Origin of the sequence: Rhizobium sp. AG207R (genome assembly GCF_027109195.1) — a bacterium.
Classification (GTDB): domain Bacteria; phylum Pseudomonadota; class Alphaproteobacteria; order Rhizobiales; family Rhizobiaceae; genus Rhizobium; species Rhizobium dioscoreae.
The window spans coordinates 287,320-302,787 of record NZ_JAEPVT010000006.1 but is presented as its reverse complement, the minus strand read 5'-3'; the positions used below and the strand labels follow the sequence as shown (position 1 = coordinate 302,787).

At 59.1% G+C, this 15,468-nt stretch carries 19 protein-coding genes; 5 read left to right on the top strand and 14 right to left on the bottom strand.

All coding sequences use genetic code 11. The features are described from left to right. Positions 1-16: 16 nt before the first annotated feature. From JJQ51_RS16600 to lgt, 5 genes are all read right to left on the bottom strand, one after another. Positions 17-892, bottom strand: coding sequence for a hypothetical protein (locus JJQ51_RS16600; RefSeq protein WP_269244963.1), 876 nt, complete (start codon positions 890-892; stop codon positions 17-19). Positions 893-947: 55 nt separating this feature from the next. Further along, positions 948-2,099 (bottom strand): M24 family metallopeptidase, encoded by a 1,152-nt coding sequence (locus JJQ51_RS16595; protein WP_152096216.1) that lies wholly within the window; start codon positions 2,097-2,099, stop codon positions 948-950. A gap of 1 nt (position 2,100) precedes the next feature. Continuing rightward, positions 2,101-2,883 (bottom strand): peptidoglycan editing factor PgeF, encoded by a 783-nt coding sequence (gene pgeF / locus JJQ51_RS16590; RefSeq protein ID WP_113351859.1) that lies wholly within the window; start codon positions 2,881-2,883, stop codon positions 2,101-2,103. A 136-nt stretch (positions 2,884-3,019) separates the two neighbouring features. Further along, a complete protein-coding gene (locus tag JJQ51_RS16585; protein WP_113332252.1) occupies positions 3,020-4,117 on the bottom strand; it encodes a class I SAM-dependent methyltransferase in 1,098 nt (365 codons plus the stop codon). A gap of 77 nt (positions 4,118-4,194) precedes the next feature. Continuing rightward, positions 4,195-5,082, bottom strand: a complete 888-nt coding sequence (gene lgt / locus JJQ51_RS16580; protein WP_113352040.1) for a prolipoprotein diacylglyceryl transferase — start codon at positions 5,080-5,082, stop codon at positions 4,195-4,197. A gap of 264 nt (positions 5,083-5,346) precedes the next feature. Between lgt and JJQ51_RS16575 the strand changes: the two genes are divergently transcribed. From JJQ51_RS16575 to JJQ51_RS16560, 4 genes are all read left to right on the top strand, one after another. Then, complete coding sequence (locus JJQ51_RS16575; protein WP_069612652.1) at positions 5,347-5,607, top strand: accessory factor UbiK family protein; 261 nt, start codon at positions 5,347-5,349, stop codon at positions 5,605-5,607. Between the two features lie 390 nt (positions 5,608-5,997). Continuing rightward, entirely contained in the window at positions 5,998-6,498 is a 501-nt protein-coding gene (locus tag JJQ51_RS16570; RefSeq protein ID WP_069612651.1) for a YbjN domain-containing protein, read from the top strand. Position 6,499: 1 nt separating this feature from the next. After that, positions 6,500-7,339, top strand: coding sequence for a pyrroline-5-carboxylate reductase (gene proC / locus JJQ51_RS16565; protein ID WP_113388924.1), 840 nt, complete (start codon positions 6,500-6,502; stop codon positions 7,337-7,339). A gap of 121 nt (positions 7,340-7,460) precedes the next feature. After that, entirely contained in the window at positions 7,461-7,802 is a 342-nt protein-coding gene (locus tag JJQ51_RS16560; protein WP_152096218.1) for a tRNA-binding protein, read from the top strand. 34 nt (positions 7,803-7,836) lie between these two features. Here the strand turns inward: JJQ51_RS16560 and JJQ51_RS16555 are convergent, their stop codons facing one another. The 6 genes from JJQ51_RS16555 to JJQ51_RS16530 form a co-directional block, all read right to left on the bottom strand. After that, complete coding sequence (locus tag JJQ51_RS16555) at positions 7,837-8,418, bottom strand: DUF1349 domain-containing protein (protein ID WP_152096219.1); 582 nt, start codon at positions 8,416-8,418, stop codon at positions 7,837-7,839. Between the two features lie 11 nt (positions 8,419-8,429). After that, positions 8,430-9,812 (bottom strand): ATP-binding protein, encoded by a 1,383-nt coding sequence (locus JJQ51_RS16550; protein ID WP_069612647.1) that lies wholly within the window; start codon positions 9,810-9,812, stop codon positions 8,430-8,432. Between the two features lie 23 nt (positions 9,813-9,835). Beyond that, on the bottom strand, positions 9,836-10,537 hold the full coding sequence (locus JJQ51_RS16545; RefSeq protein WP_069612646.1) for a response regulator: 702 nt from the start codon (positions 10,535-10,537) through the stop codon (positions 9,836-9,838). A 76-nt stretch (positions 10,538-10,613) separates the two neighbouring features. Then, positions 10,614-11,084, bottom strand: coding sequence for a MarR family winged helix-turn-helix transcriptional regulator (locus JJQ51_RS16540; protein ID WP_173004631.1), 471 nt, complete (start codon positions 11,082-11,084; stop codon positions 10,614-10,616). Positions 11,085-11,541: 457 nt separating this feature from the next. Next, complete coding sequence (locus JJQ51_RS16535; protein WP_092711633.1) at positions 11,542-11,805, bottom strand: hypothetical protein; 264 nt, start codon at positions 11,803-11,805, stop codon at positions 11,542-11,544. A 247-nt stretch (positions 11,806-12,052) separates the two neighbouring features. Then, positions 12,053-12,691 carry a DUF1236 domain-containing protein gene (locus JJQ51_RS16530; protein ID WP_113332255.1) on the bottom strand — a complete coding sequence of 213 codons (639 nt, stop codon included), beginning with the start codon at positions 12,689-12,691 and terminating at the stop codon, positions 12,053-12,055. A 244-nt stretch (positions 12,692-12,935) separates the two neighbouring features. Between JJQ51_RS16530 and JJQ51_RS16525 the strand changes: the two genes are divergently transcribed. Beyond that, positions 12,936-13,580, top strand: a complete 645-nt coding sequence (locus JJQ51_RS16525) for an MBL fold metallo-hydrolase (protein WP_113332256.1) — start codon at positions 12,936-12,938, stop codon at positions 13,578-13,580. Between the two features lie 11 nt (positions 13,581-13,591). On the opposite strand, the gene JJQ51_RS16520 is transcribed toward JJQ51_RS16525, so the two are convergent. The 3 genes from JJQ51_RS16520 to JJQ51_RS16510 form a co-directional block, all read right to left on the bottom strand. Next, entirely contained in the window at positions 13,592-14,137 is a 546-nt protein-coding gene (locus JJQ51_RS16520; RefSeq protein ID WP_113332325.1) for a nucleoside kinase, read from the bottom strand. A gap of 320 nt (positions 14,138-14,457) precedes the next feature. Continuing rightward, positions 14,458-14,895, bottom strand: a complete 438-nt coding sequence (locus JJQ51_RS16515) for a BA14K family protein (RefSeq protein ID WP_269244962.1) — start codon at positions 14,893-14,895, stop codon at positions 14,458-14,460. Between the two features lie 148 nt (positions 14,896-15,043). Further along, a complete protein-coding gene (locus JJQ51_RS16510; protein WP_004116423.1) occupies positions 15,044-15,259 on the bottom strand; it encodes a cold-shock protein in 216 nt (71 codons plus the stop codon). Positions 15,260-15,468 lie beyond the last annotated feature (209 nt).

Sequence of the window (15,468 nt, the reverse complement as noted above, 5' to 3'; positions counted from 1 at the left end):
TCTGAAAAGCTTTTAGCTATCCACCGTTGGATTCGCGCCAGGAATTGAATTCCGACATGGTTTTGGTGGCAATTTTCTGCATGACCGTTGGAGGAACGGCCGACCAAGGGTCGCCACGCTTCAAAGGCGCGCTTTCTGAGCCCTGGATGCGGTGGACGCGGTTGCCGTTGCTATCAAGCACATCCCAAACGTAGGTCACGGAAATCTGCGGGCCGTCTTCGAAGGCGGAAAGATAGCCCTTGAGAATATAGGCGGCACTGGAATCGGTTGAGCTCTTGATCGTCAGGCCAAGCGAACGGGCGTCGGCACCAAGCTGGCGCGACAGCGGAGTGACGGCTTCCACGGGAGCGCCGATGATCGGCAGGAAGCGGACGCTGTTGCCGCCGGCCGCGGCCGTGGGCGGCAGCGACGCCTGTTGATCCGGCTGCTGTTGTTCCGGTTGAGGATCGTCTGCACTCTGCTGCTGCTGTGGCGGTGGGTCGTCCGACAGGCGCCGGTCGGCCTCGCGCTGTTCGTCGGCCTCCGAAAACTGATTGTTAGACGGAGCGATGGAGGCGGTCCGGGAGCCGTCGAGCGGGCGGGAGGCATATGGATTGCTGCCGCTCGACCTCAGCGCCGAGGCCTGCTCGTCGAGCGTGCCGCTCCCGCCGTAACTTTGCGGCTGATAGGCTTGCTGGGAGGTCTGCTGCCGATAACCGTAACTGTCCTGCGTGTCCTGATAGACCTGGCGGCGCTGGGGCGCTGAAGCCATGCGCTCGACGTCGCGCTGCGTGACCGGGCTGGAGCTGACATCACCGATGGCTTCGGGCGGCGTCAGGGCGTCCGTGGTATTGCAGGCGGAGAGCGCGAGGCAAAAGCCGGCGACAGTCAACGTTATCCTGACCAGTCCCATAGACGCGATCCTTTCTCCCGACGGTCTTACCGTCCAGGATCGCTATCTTACGCCCCTAACGGTTAAGAAATTCGAGAGGGTGGCGAGAAAGGGCTTTTGGCGCCTGTGAGGTCGTCAAATAAGTTTGTCCGAGGGTCATGGCGGTGCCGCTGTCGGAATCCATGATGATCATATGGACGAAGAGCGACATGTTCTCCTGGATCTCCAAGGGATTGCCCATATGGAACATTTCGTACTCCATCCATGACGGCGAGAAGCGGGCGCCGAGAGAGTAGCCGCAGGCGTTCAGCCGGTGGCGAGCAAGGCCGCGCTCGTCCATGATCTTCGCATGCATGTCGAAGATGTCGCCGAAAGTATGCCCCGGCATCAGGATCGTTTCGATCGCCTGCAGGGTTTCCAGGCAGGCGCTGTAGAGCTCGCGGTGGCGATGGCTGGGAGTGCCGATGACGACCGTGCGCATCATGGCAGCGTGATAATGCGCATCCACACCGGCCCATTCGAGCGTCAACTGGTCATTGGCGTCGAGCTTGCGGCGGCCGGATTTATAGCGGCAGAGCAGGGCTTCCGCACCCGAGCCGATGATGAATGCGTTGGCGGGATAATCGCCTCCACCCGAAAAGACGGCGCCCTGCATGGCCGCGAGAATATCCGACTCGTCCGCGCCGGCCTTGACCACAGACAGGGCTGCGTCGAGGGCATCGTCGGCCAGTGCGGCGGCCCGTTCGACATGGGCGATTTCCGCCGGGCTCTTCGTCAGACGCAGACGACTGATAAGATAAGAGGCATCGATGATCTGTCCAAAGCTTGCAAGCTGATGATCGAGCAGGCGAGCGATGCGACCCGTCATGCCGTGAGTGTCGTATTCGACGCCGATACGGGCACCGAGCAGATCGAGATCGGACAAGAGCTCCTTGAGATCGAGCGTCGGATCGGCGTTGACGCGGTCGACCCATATGCGGATGTCGCTGATGACGGAGGTCAGCTGCGCCTGACGCAGATCGGCCGAGCGCGTCAGGAGCGTCAGCGACCCATCCGCCTTGACAACCAGCGTCTGGAAAAAGCAAAAGCCGAACGTGTCGTAGCCCGTCAGCCAATACATGCTCTCCTGTGCGAAGAGCAGCATGGCATCGAGCTTTTCTTCCTGCATTCTCGCCAGCAACCGTGCCAGACGAGCATCGAATTCGCTGCGTTCGAAATGCACGGCCATATCAAGCTGCCTTTCCGATGGCGATGGCGGAAATCTGCCGTCCGTAATCCGGCTCCTTCGCATGCGTCGTGCGCCGATAGGAGAAGAAGCGCTCAGGATCCGGATAGGTGCACAGGTTCAGGCTTTCGGCGGTGACGCCCGCCTTGCGCAGCCGATCGACCGTGAGGGACGGCAGATCGAACATGGCATGACCGTCGCGTTCCGAAGGGGCGAAATATTTGGCATAATCGGGATCATGAGTGATGAAGCGCTCGACGAATTCGGGACCTACCTCATAGCTCGCCTGGCTGATCGACGGGCCGAGGCAGGCAAGGATCGCTTCACGTCGCGCGCCAAGCGCTTCCATCGCATCGATGGTATTTTCCAGCACGCCGGTCAGCGCGCCCTTCCACCCCGCATGAGCGGCGCCAATCACCCGATTTTCCGGATCGGCAAAAAGGATGGGGCCACAATCGGCGGCGAGGACGCCGATTGCGATGCCCGGTGTCGCCGTGACCATCGCATCGGCCTGCGGCCGGCTGCCATCGTAAGATGTGCCGATTGTCACGACATCGGGTGAATGGATCTGATGCACGGTAGCGAGCCGTTCGACGGGCAGACCGAACCAGCCGGCCACGCGGCGGCGGTTTTCCTGCACGTGCTCGCGATCGTCATGCGAACCCAAGCCCACGTTCAGCCCGCGATAAAGGCCTTCGGAAACGCCGCCGGCGCGGGTGAAATAGCCATGGCGAATGCCGGCAGCCTCGGCGGCGCTCAGCAGCGTGCTTGCAAGTGGTGTCGGCAACTGCAGTGTCCCTTGATGTCTTGGTTCAGCCTGTCGTGCGATGAATAACGCAGCCGCGGCGAAGCAGTTCGATTTGACTGGGATGTTGGCCCAGTCCGGCGCGCACTGTCAATGCGTAGGGATCGATGGTCACGTTTCAGCCGACGGGACGAAAGGGCAGGAGATCGATCGCCGGGCTGGAGACCGCCAGCACCTTGAAGAGCTCTCCCATCTTGCCTTCGCCGGCGCCTGCCAGCCTTTCCACGGCGACACGGATATTCTCCTGGGTCGCCGCATCCTGGTCTCTGCCAAGGGCTGCCGCCCGCTCCAGCAGGCCGAGACCGACGAGGAAATCGCCCTGATGACAGCAGCCGTTGATGTGCATGCCGGAGGCGAGGGCGGTTTGCGCCAGATGCTGGAAATCGACATGGCTGGTGAGATCCGCTTCGCCCGGATGTTCCAGCGGCGGATCGTATTCGTGCATGCGCACGGCCTGCAGCGTATCGCCGAAGCCTGTCGCCATGTGGCCGTAGTCGATGGCAAGCGCCGTGCCGCCATGAGCGGCAAGCCTATCGCAGATCGTCGTCATAACGGCCTGACGGGCGGGTGCGATTTCGAAAATCGTACCGATCGGCGGCAGTCCGCCCTCTGGAAGAAGTGCAGGATCGAGCGTGGCGACGCCCGCCGTGAAGCTCAGCTCGTCGTTGGCGTCGAGGCCGACCGTGCGCTCGCGGAAGCCGTTGGCGGTGCGAACAAACTGGCGGATGGGAATGGCGTCGAAGAGTTCGTTGGCAGCGAGCAGGGTGAAACCTTCAGGCACCTCGCCGAAATCCGTATGCCAGGAGATTTTTGCGCCGTAGGCATCAAGGGTCTGGCGCTGGAAGCCCTGCAGGCGCTCGCTGGTTTCGACGAGATGGACCGTCATGGCATCATAGAGCGGCGGGGCCAGCTTGCCGATGACGCGCAGCATGTCGGACATCATCGTGCCACGGCCCGGACCGATTTCGACAAGACGCACCTCGGCAGGAGTTCCATGTCGCTGCCAAGCATGCACCATGAAGACGCCGATCATCTCACCGAATAGCTGACTGACTTCGGGCGCGGTGACAAAGTCGCCGGATTGCCCGAAAGGTTCGCGCGTCTTGTAGTAACCATGCACCGGATCGGCGAGACACAGCGAAAAATAATCGGTGATGCTCAATGGTCCGTTGGTGCGGATGATGGCTTTGATTTTTTCCCCGAGCGCCGTCGTCATTCTATGCTTTCGCTAATGCGTGGCCCAGACAGACTGGGAGTGTCTTTCAAGAAGACCACGCGATATTGAACTCCACCTCAAGCTATCTGCCTTGCCGCTGCCTGACGGGCGCGGATAACGGCCCAAAGGCCTATCGCCACCATCGGAAGCGAAAGCACCATCCCCATCGTCAGCCAGTTCGTGCCGAGCAGATAACCGAGCTGCTCGTCAGGCTGACGGAAGAATTCGACAAAAATGCGCGAGAAAGCGTAGCCGATGACAAAAATGCCGCTGGCCGTGCCCGGTTTCTTCAGCGTCAGCGCCCAGCGCGTAAGCACAAAGAGAATAAGGAAGAGGATGATGCCTTCGATGCCGGCTTCATAAAGCTGACTCGGGTGCCGCGGGTCTGGGCCTGCAGGGCACACGCCGTTATGGGCGGCGATCACATGTGGGCTGCAGAAGACCATCGCCCAGGGAACATCTGTGACGCGACCCCAGAGCTCGCCATTGATGAAATTGGCGATACGGCCGAAGAAAAGCCCGATCGGGGCGACGGCGGCGACGATATCGAACAGGCTCCAGACGGGAATCTTGTTTCGCCTTGCGAACAAAATCATAGCGATGGTGGTGCCTATTAATCCGCCGTGGAAAGACATGCCGCCGTTCCAGACTTCGATGGCACGGATCGGATTGGCCAGGACCGGATCGAGATCGTAGAAAAGGATATAGCCGATGCGGCCGCCGAGAACGATGCCGAAGGCTACCCAGAGAATGAAGTCATCCAGATGCTGGCGCGTCATCGGTGCTGTATCGTTCAGCCAGAGCCTGCCGTTATCGACCAGCCGCCTGGCATAGAACCAGCCGAGCAGAATGCCAGCGACATAGGCAAGTCCGTACCAATGGACTGAAACCGGGCCGAGAGAAACGGCGACCGGATCGATATCCGGAAAAGGCAGGATGGCGGCGAGATTGGCGGATGTCAGCAAGATCGTCAGGCCCGTTGCAGCATGTTCCCGAAAGCACCGTGCCATTTCGGGGCAGGATCATGCTAAATATCCAAAATGTGCGCGGAACATGGCGTTCGCTGTCGAAACGGTCAAGTCGATTGTTGATCTCGCCGAGATGGCAGCTCCGGTTGTCCAGTCCTATCTCAATTTGCTTGCATCGGCCCCTTGGAAATCCTACCTCAGCACTATCTGGCCCATATCGATGCCTGACCGTTGAGGGCCGACGGCTGCAAGGAGATTGCCATGAGCACTGGACCGAACCGAATCTTGGATGAATTCGCCAAGCTGATGACCGATGCCGCCGGTGCTGCCCAGGGCGTGCGCCGCGAAATCGAGACCGCCTTCAATGCCCATGCCGAGCGCTGGCTGAACAGCATGGATATCGTCAAGCGCGAGGAATTCGAGGCCGTTCGAGAAATGGCGATCAAGGCGCGCGACGAAAACGAGGCACTGCTGGCGAGAATCGAAGCGCTCGAAGCCAAGCTCGCTTCAAAGGGCAAATAAGCCTGGACTTCTGTTTGCTGATCGGCGCGGCACCCGTTTGCCGTGCCTTTTTCCTCTGAAAATTTCCGTCAGTTTTTCCACCTGTGGACATAGGCAAAAAAGCCAATCGCCAGAGTCGGTTATGACTCCCTTCTGAATAGGCGTCCGAAGAGCTTTCCACAGTGCCGTTTCCAAAATCACCGTTCAGGGGCTGGCATGCCGGGCATGCCACTATACACTGATTTTAAATGATGATTCGAAACGGACTTGGTAAGCCCCGGGCATGGTGGAAGCGTTAGTCTGGCAGCCGTTCAACATCATCCCGAGGATGTTTCCGGAGTAAAATTGTTTGCGTTCTTTCAGTGTCGAGCCACGGGAAAACTGCAACCGATCCGGTCAAGAAGGTGCTGCATGAGCCTTATGGAAATGGAAGCCGAACGACAATCGAATCCGGTCGACATGATCGAATTCGTTGCTGCCAACAACGACTGGTCGTTCGAACGGTCGGGCGAAGACGAAATCGCCATGACCGTCGAAGGACGATGGACCGACTATCACGTCTCGTTCTCCTGGATGGAGGAATTCGAGGCGCTGCACATAGCCTGCGCATTCGATGTCAAGGTTCCGGACCCGCGCGTCAACGAGGTGATCAAGCTCTTGTCCTGCATCAACGGGCAGGTGCTGATGGGCCACTTCGATCTGTGGCGTCAGGAAGACATCGTCATCTTCCGTCAATCGCTGCTCTTGTCGGGTGGGGCGGAGCCCACGAACAGGCAGGTGGAAGTGCTGCTTTCCAACGCGCTTGACACATGCGAGGCTTACTATCAGGCTTTCCAATTTGTCGTATGGTCCGGGCTCGATGCAAACCGAGCCATGGAAGCCGTACTCTTCGAAACGGTAGGCGAAGCGTGACATGACAGGTGAACAATCCGCCAATGCATTTGCGTCCTCCGGGCCGATCGTTCTGATCGGCGCGGGCAATATGGGGGGCGCATTGCTGACGGGGTGGCTGAAAAACGGCGTGCCGGGCTCTTCGGTCGTTGTCGTCGATCCCAATCCGGCCGAAGCGATGCGGAAAATGATTGCGGATGCGGGCGCAAGCCATGTCACCGAAGTTCCGAAAGGCTTGACGGCGGGCGTTCTCTTCATCGCCGTCAAGCCGCAACTCATGGACGCGGTTCTGCCGCCGTTCAAACCGCTCGTCGGAGAGACGACCGTCGTCGTCTCCATTGCGGCCGGCAAGACGCTCTCTGCGCTTGAGACGCATCTGGGAGACGCGGCCATGGTACGCGCCATGCCGAATACGCCCGCCATGGTCGGGCGCGGCGTGACCGGCGCTTTTGCCAATGCGCGCGTAAGCGATCGCCAGCGGCAGCTGGTCCAGAACCTGTTGAAGGTATCCGGTCCGGTCGAATGGGTGCCTGGCGAAGCCGATATCGATTCGGTGACTGCGGTTTCGGGCAGCGGGCCTGCCTATGTTTTCTATCTCGTGGAGTGCATGGCGGAGGCGGGCCGAAAGCTTGGCCTGCAGGCGGACCTCGCCATGCGGCTCGCACGGGAAACCGTCGCGGGGGCTGGTGAATTGTTGCACCAGTCTCCCGACGACGCTTCGCGTCTGCGCCAGAATGTGACGTCTCCCGGCGGAACGACTGCAGCGGCGCTCGGCGTGCTAATGGCGGAAGACGGCATGCAGCCATTGTTCGATGCGGCTCTGGAAGCAGCGCGCAAGCGGGCGCAAGAGCTGGCAGGCTAACAATTTCAGGAAAAGTGCATAGCGGTTTTCCGCCTGGAATTGCATAAAAGCCAAGAGCTGGAACGGTTTAGCCGTTCTGCGAAGCGCTAAAGCGTTCCAGGTTTTCGATAAAGGACAGGGCATGACGGAAGAGATCACCTATGGCGATTTCGAGCGGGTGGATATCCGCGTCGGAACGATCATTGAAGCGGAGACTTTTCCGGAAGCACGCAAGCCTGCTTACAAGCTCAGAATCGATTTCGGGCCGGAGATCGGCATCAAGCGTTCCTCCGCACAGATCACCGTACATTATACGCCGGAATCTCTTATCGGCCGGCAGGTGTTGGCCGTGGTCAATTTCCCGCCACGCCAGATCGGACCGGTGCGTTCCGAAGTGCTGACGCTCGGTTTCGAGGATGAGTCCGGCGCAATCGTTCTCGCTGCGGTGACCCAGCCGGTGCCGAACGGTAAGAAGATGATGTGAGCTGTATCCCTTTCGCAATCGAAGGGAAGTGCCCTCAGTGGATGTCCCTCGATAGCGGATCGCTCAGGCTGAAATCGAGAAATTCCGCTTCGAAGCCTTCGCGTTGCGGCGAACAGAAGGCGGGACCGACCGACACTTCCTCCAGCATCGGATCGAACCAGGCGAGCCTCGCCATGCGCCACTCGCTCATACGGTCGGTGCGATACTGGATGAAGAGGGCATCGCCGTTGCGCGTGACCCGTGCCGACATGGCATCGAATTCATGATCGAGCCGGAAGGCCGACCAGTCGGAATTGCCATTGGTGACGACGACGCTGAAATGCCTGGCGCCGTCGGTATATTCGATCCCGCATTTCATCCAGTGCCTGGCATCGTGGCGGATCATCAGGCCGGCTTGATCGTAAAGCTCGCGATAGTGGCCGACAAAGGTGACTGCTGCTGTGAAATCGCCACGGCGCGGCGTGCCGAGAAAATGACCGTTGTCGCGATGGAAGCCGTAATAGGTCTCCTGCCAGAAATCGGTCTTGTCGCCGGAACGGACAAACAATCGTCCTTGGTTCACCTCCCACATCGGCGGCGCATTCAGCCAGTGCATGCCATCGATATCGATCGCCATGTGACGCCTCCTCAGGCAGGAATGCGGATAGTGGCGCGCAGGCCGCCGAGCGGGCTGTCGCCAAGCGTGACGTTGCCGCCATGGCTGCGGGCGATGTCGCGCGCGATGGCAAGGCCGAGGCCTGTGCCCGACTTGTCGAGATTGCGGGCCGAATCCAGCCGGAAGAACGGTTTGAAGACGTCATCGCGCGCCGCGGCTGGAATGCCGGGGCCATCATCATCGAAGATGATCGTCAGCCATTTGGCACTGTGCCTTGCCTCGATACGTAGGCTGTTGGCATAGCGCCGGGCGTTCGTGGCAAGGTTCGTCACCAGGCGGGTAAAGGCATTCGGCCGGACGGAGATTTGATCGTCACCGTCGATGGAGAAGCTCATGGATTTACCGTGCAGCGTGAAGTCCTGCTGGATCTTCTCGAAGATATCGCTGAGCTTGAACTGACCGACATCTTCTTCTGCCTCGCCGCGTGCGAAGGCCATATAGCCCTCTAGCATGCTTTGCATGTCCTCCACATCTTCGCTAAGGCCGGCAAGATCCGGATTTTCACCGACAAGGGCAAGCTGCAGCTTGAAGCGGGTCAGAACGGTTCGCAGGTCATGGCTGACGCCGGAGAGCATCGCCGTGCGCTGCTCGATCTGCCGTTCGATGCGCTCGCGCATCAGAATGAAGGCGAGACCGGCGCGGCGTATTTCGTCGGCGCCCCGAGGGGAATAGTTTTCCAGTCGCTGTCCTTTGCCGAAGCTTTCCGCGGCCTGAGCGAGAGCCAGGATCGGACGGATCTGGCCGCGCAGGAACAGGACGGCGATGCCGATCAGCACCAGTGAGGTGCCGACCATCCACAGGATGAAGATATGGGTATTGGAGGCATAAGTCTGGCTGCGCTTGGCGAAGACGCGCAGCACCTTGTCGGGCAGTTTGATGCGGATTTCGACCAGGCTGGAGTTGCCGACCGTATCGATCCAGAAGGGCAGGTTGATCTGATCTCGGATCTCGTCGCTCAGAATGCCGTCGAGGATCGAAAAGAACGGTTTTTCGGCGGGCGGCGGCAGCTCGCCACCCGGTTCGATCGAAATGGCGAGATCGAGCTTCTGGCGTGCCATTTGGGTGATGGCGGAATAGTCGGCATCCTGCGGATAGGTCTGGATGATGGTGATGATGGCGGCGATGTCGCGCGTTGTCGCCATCGACAGGCGCTGGGTCACCATCTGCCAGTGGCGCTCCATGAAGACGACGGTAACCACCGCCTGCAGGATGATCATCGGCAGAATGAAGATCAGCAATGAGCGGGCATAGAGGCCGGTCGGCAGGATATAGCGACGCATCCAGCGCGAAAGCCACCGCAATCCGTTGGACGGCGTGTGATCCTGGTCGCGTCTGATCGAATCGAATGTCACCATCACCTGGTCCCGCGGAGCCGATCTCAGTCTATGCTAAGGCGGTAGCCGATGCCACGCACCGTCTGCAGCCAGATAGGGTTGGCCGGGTCGTCTTCAATCTTTCGGCGCAGCCGGTTGATCTGCACATCGATCGTTCGTTCGCCCACCTCTGCGTCATTGCCGATGAGCTCGTGACGCGGGATCGTCTCTCCGGCACGCTTGGCAAACAACAGCATGATTTCCTGCTCGCGGTCGGTAAGCCGGATGAGTTCCGCCGCCTTCTTCAGCTCCTTGCGGGTGAGCGAAAACGTGTAAGGTCCGAACATCACAAGCTCGATCTTCGGGGAATCGGCGGGCGCGTTGCGGCGAAGGATATTGTTGACGCGCAATACCAGCTCACGCGGGTCGAAGGGCTTTGGCAGATAGTCGTCCGCGCCGGCCTCAAGGCCTGCTATACGGGAATCGGCTTCAGCCAGTGCCGTCAACATGATGATCGGAATGTTCTTGATCGCCCGCAGGCTCGACGTCAGCGCGATGCCGGATTCGCCGGGCATCATCACATCCATGATGATGAGGTCGAAGTCGAGCCCTTCCAGCTTGCGGCGGGCTTCGGCGCCATCGGCGGCAGACGTGACGCGAAAACCTTTCTCCATGAGATAACGGTTGAGGAGGGCACGGATACGTGTGTCGTCGTCCACCACCAAAAGATGTGCTGCGTCATCCGAGATTGCTGCTTTTGTCGTCATTCGGTCTGTCTCGATCCTGTCCTACCCATCGATTGCATTGAGGCACTCCGCACCGGCACCGCGGGCTGAATCGCCGTCATTTCCCCGTCTGCATTCCCCTCAGGAAACGCTTCACGCTTTCGCGCGTCGCTTCCGACGCGCCTTCGAATGCCCTTTCAATGCGGCGCGATTGCGGCTCGGCCAGTGCCAGCGCCAGATCGCGGCCGGCTTGCGTCGGATACAGCTTGCGCTGCCGCCGGTCCTCCGGACCTGCGACCTGGCGAATATAACCCGAATCGATCAATTGTTTGAGAACCCGCGCCAAACTCTGTTTGGTGATCTGCAATGTTTCCAGAAGGTCCGCAACCGTCATGCCTGGTTCGCGGTTAACGAAATGGACGACACGATGATGGGCCCGGCCGAAACCGCTCTTGACGAGGATCTGGTCCGGATCGGAGACAAAATCACGGTAGGCGAAGAAAAGCAGCTCGATAATCTCGAAATCGATGCTTCCCGCGTTCTGCATCGGTGTGCCCAGCAGCTCCGTTTTTGCCGCATTCTGGCTCATCTGTCGTGGCACCGTGACATTTCCTTTCCTATTATGGAGCATCCGGGAAACTTCCGCAAAAATATGTCAGCTCTGTTGACGCATTTCTACGTCGTTGCCCGCTTTCGCACAATGCCGTGCGGCCCGAACGGGCTGCCCTATCGGGAAATTAAGCGCGGTCCCGCAAAAACTCCAACATATCCTGTATATTAATCCGTCGCCACAGGGGCAGAATATGGCCGATAGCGATCATGCCTTGAGGTGGCGAGATTGTTAGAGAACAATGGAGCGAGAAGCAGGCGCCCTTGCTGAAGGTCGCGCATGTCCGGCCGTCGAACGGCAACCATCGTGAAAGCGGGTATCTTTTCCGCGCCATCCGCTTCAAGGCAGGGGCGAGATGCGCCTGTTGCCAAACGGAATTGATGTTGATCCGCACAAGCCGGGTGTTTGTCGGCCCGGCTTGTGCGATCCGATCTAGTTACGACTTACGGCCGAGAACGGCACCGACGATCGCGGAGAGCACGCCGCCGGCGACCAATGAGGATATGCCTTGCGCGATGAGGCCGGTGAGAGCTTCGCTGCCGATCAGGTTCAGGATCAGGCCGCCGCCAAGGCCACCCACGGCACCGGCGATCGTTCTCGCAATGAGATTGATCCCATCCTGCTTCAAAACGGCGCTCGCGGCGTTGCCACCGATCGCACCGGCAATCAATTGCGTAATGATAGGCCCTAGACTTTCCATGACTGCCCTTCTCCCATAGTTCCGGAGACGCTTCCGGATGCCCTCTCGCGGCGTCCCGGATCGATGCCAGGGAGCGGCGATAATCCTTCATCGATATTAGGATTACATCATGCACGGATCGCTGGAAATAGAAGAGCAACTCAAACGGGAGAATTCCCTAATAATTTCAGGGGAAATCCTCGGTTTGGACATGCGGCCGACCCGCCGCATGTCAATTTCGCCATCTTATGTGGTCCTGCGAGGCGAATCAGCGGTAGACGTAGACGATGCGGCGTGTACCCGGATCGACCAATACGGGTTGGTGGTTTACCTCGACGTAGCTGTATTGGTAGTCTGGAATACGGTGTACTTCCACGCTTTGCGGAATGGTGGCGCCAACCACCAGATCTCCACGCAACTGAACGGTATCGACTGGATTGTCGTCGATATAGGTGCGGACTTCCTCAGGCGGGGTGATTGCGACTACATCGCCACCGCTCTGATCGACGGGCCCCAGCAATTCGTCGCTCGGATCGGGCTGAACGCGCTGGACGCTGCCGGTCTGGATCGGATCGGTCTGTTCATAGGTGATGGTGGGAATGCCCAGGTCATCCCGGTGGTCCTGAACGACGACCGAGGTGCCATTCTGTTCGACGCTCAGATATTGCGCATAGACCCAGCCGCGCATGCCATTGACGTCGACCCGGCACCAGCGGCTACCTTCGACGCAGCCGTCGAGTGTTGCTTCGGACCCGCGAGTGGCGACACCAACGGTCGGGAATTCCGCACCGGGCCCGGAACGAACTTCTATATCCGTGGCGGTGGTTGCGGCCATCTCGGCCTGGGCGAGACCCGCACTGCCGAGAAGGACAAAGCCGGTCAGCAACAGATTTCTCTTCAAGGACATTGGTTTTCTCCTTCTGTCTTGAAAGACCTACCTTCAACGTTTCGAGTGCCTGAGTGTTCCGGTTTGCCGGGCACCAATAGGTCATCGTTCGATGGGAGGATCAAATAAGCACTTGAAAACATGGGTATTATCGAATCTTGAGGTTCGGTTGTCGCGTTTGGACCACTTTGAAGCTTCGGGGGCTGCTTTGTCTGATGTTTGCCGTTATACCGGCAGTACGACGATCAAACAGACGAGGCGCTCCATGGGCATGCTCCAGGCCGGCATTATTCCGGTGACCCCTTTCGAACAGAACTGCACTATCCTGTTCGATCCGGAGACCAAGGAAGGCGTGGTGGTCGACCCGGGCGGCGATGTCGATATCATCCTGCAGACGGTGCGCGAGAACGGCATTACCCTTAAGGCCGTCTGGCTGACACACGGCCATATCGATCATGCCGGCGGTGCCGACGAGGTGCGTGAGGCACTCGGCATCGAGGTGATCGGCCCGCATGAGGACGATCGCTTCCTGCTGGAGGATATCGAAGCCAAAGGCAAGATGTTCAACATCAGCGGCGTGCGCAACGTCACGCCGGACCGCTTCCTGAAGGAGGGCGACAAGGTTTCCTTCGGCGAGCATGAATTCGAGGTTTTCCATTGCCCCGGCCATGCGCCCGGCCATGTCATCTATGTCAACAGGAAGCAGGGCTTTGCACATCTCGGCGACGTGCTGTTCAACGGCTCGATCGGCAGAACCGATCTGCCCGGCGGCAATCATCAGCAGCTTTTGGAATCGATCCGCGACAAGGTTTTCCCGCTTGGCGATGAAGTCGGCTTCATCTGTGGTCACGGGCCGGGGAGCAAGATCGGCGACGAGCGCCGCACCAATCCCTTCCTGCGTGGGCTGTAGGCAAAGCGTTATCAGCGGGCCTTTTGCCCCGCATTCCCGTGGCATCTGGAAAGAATATCGTCGACAACATTGGCGAGCGGCACTGTTGCGTCGATGCTTATCGCGTTCTTCGGAATGTCCTCCTGCGTCGCGTGTAATCGCACGATGATGTCTCGCTCGGCGGGCTTGCCGCCAAACTCATCTTCCGGTCTGGCGGCAAGCCGGCGGCTTAGTGTGTCCAGATCGACGTTGAGCACGAAGACCTCATCGAACAGATCGATAAAGCAATGAAAATTCCTTGAGCCGCCGCAGAAGAAGGTGGTCGGATTGCTTCGATCGGCGACGAGGGATTTGACCTTGCCGACATCCCAAAGGTGATGTCTGTGCCCGAAGGCCACATCGCCAATGTGCTCCCGAAGGACAGAGGCATCCAGCGGTTCACCCGTTTTCGGATCGCCCTTATAGGCCAACTCCCGATCGCCATGGATGACATGGTAGCCGCGCCGCTGCAGTTCGGTGGCGACAGAGGTCTTGCCAGCTCCAGAAACGCCGTCGATCAAGTAATTCCTGACGCCCATTCTCCAACCTCTGAAAAGCTTCTTCGCGCAGCCAGAAATGATGGCAACACGCATAAAATGCCAGTGTGACCATGGCAGGACATTATCACAGAGTGTCTGGATGAGAGTTTTGGGCGCAATGGGGCCGGCGTTCTTATCAGAGACGTTGTTTCAGAGAAGGCGTGGAGCGTTCAGTGTGCGAGAGACGGCAATGCGGGGACGCTGCCGCAAATCCAGGCGGAAAGACGAACGCTTCCCGATGGAGCTATTCCGCATCAATCAGGCGCCGCTCGGAAGCGGCGCCTTGGTTCCTCGCATTGTCATTAGGAGCACGTCTGGAATCAATCGGCCGTGCAGAAATGGCGCATGCCGTCAAAGCCGACATAGGTGCCGGTGCGGCCATCGAAGCTTCTGTAGCGGTCGTAGCAATAGCGCATCCATGCGGACGACCAAGGACGCAGACCGTATGCCGGCGCTGGCGCATAATAGCTGACGTCGCGTTCGACATAGACGCGGCGCGGTGCTGGGCGATAGTAGTAGCCAGGGGGAGGAGCGTCGTAGCCTGGGTCGACATAGGCCGGGGTCGGTTCGACGTAGCGCGGCTGGCTGGCAATGGCGGAGCCGACGATCAGGCCGGTTGCGAGCCCGGCGGCGCCGAATGCCCAGCCGTCTCGGTTATGATGGCGCCAGTATTCGTCGGCGGAAGCGGCACTCACGGAAGTGATCGTCAATGCCGCCGCGACGGCGGACATGACAAGCGTTTTGCCGAGTATGGTCATTGGCCTATCCTCTAACGGAAGCGGGACAAAAGTCATTCCCGCCCTTTCATGGGAGGCAAATTATACGTGGCAAACTGAATGCAGACTGAATGACAAAACCCGGCATTGCTGCCGGGCCTCAACTCGAATTTGAAAGCCGTAAGGTGTCTTAGCCAGCAATCTGCAGATTGACGGCCTTCGGCCCCTTGCCGCGGCGATCCGGTTCCGTGTCGAAGCTTACCTTCTGGTTTTCCGACAATCCTGCCAGACCAGAAGCCTGAACTGCAGAAATGTGTACAAAGATGTCCGCGCCACCCTTGTCCGGTTTGATGAAACCGAAGCCCTTATCGGTATTGAAAAACTTTACAGTGCCAGTCTCGGCCATGCCTCAGGTCCTTTTCTCTCTGCCCACCATCCACACGGGCAGCATTACTTGTGTTGCCCTTGCGGGCGCTTGCAGGCAGTTCTCGAAATTTGAAGGAAAAGGTCCCCGTAACTCGGCATGGTCTCGATGCGATGTTTGCCACCCCGCTTCTCGACCAAGCTGACCGGAATATTAGCGTTTCCGGCTCGCAATTCTATTAGGACTTCCCA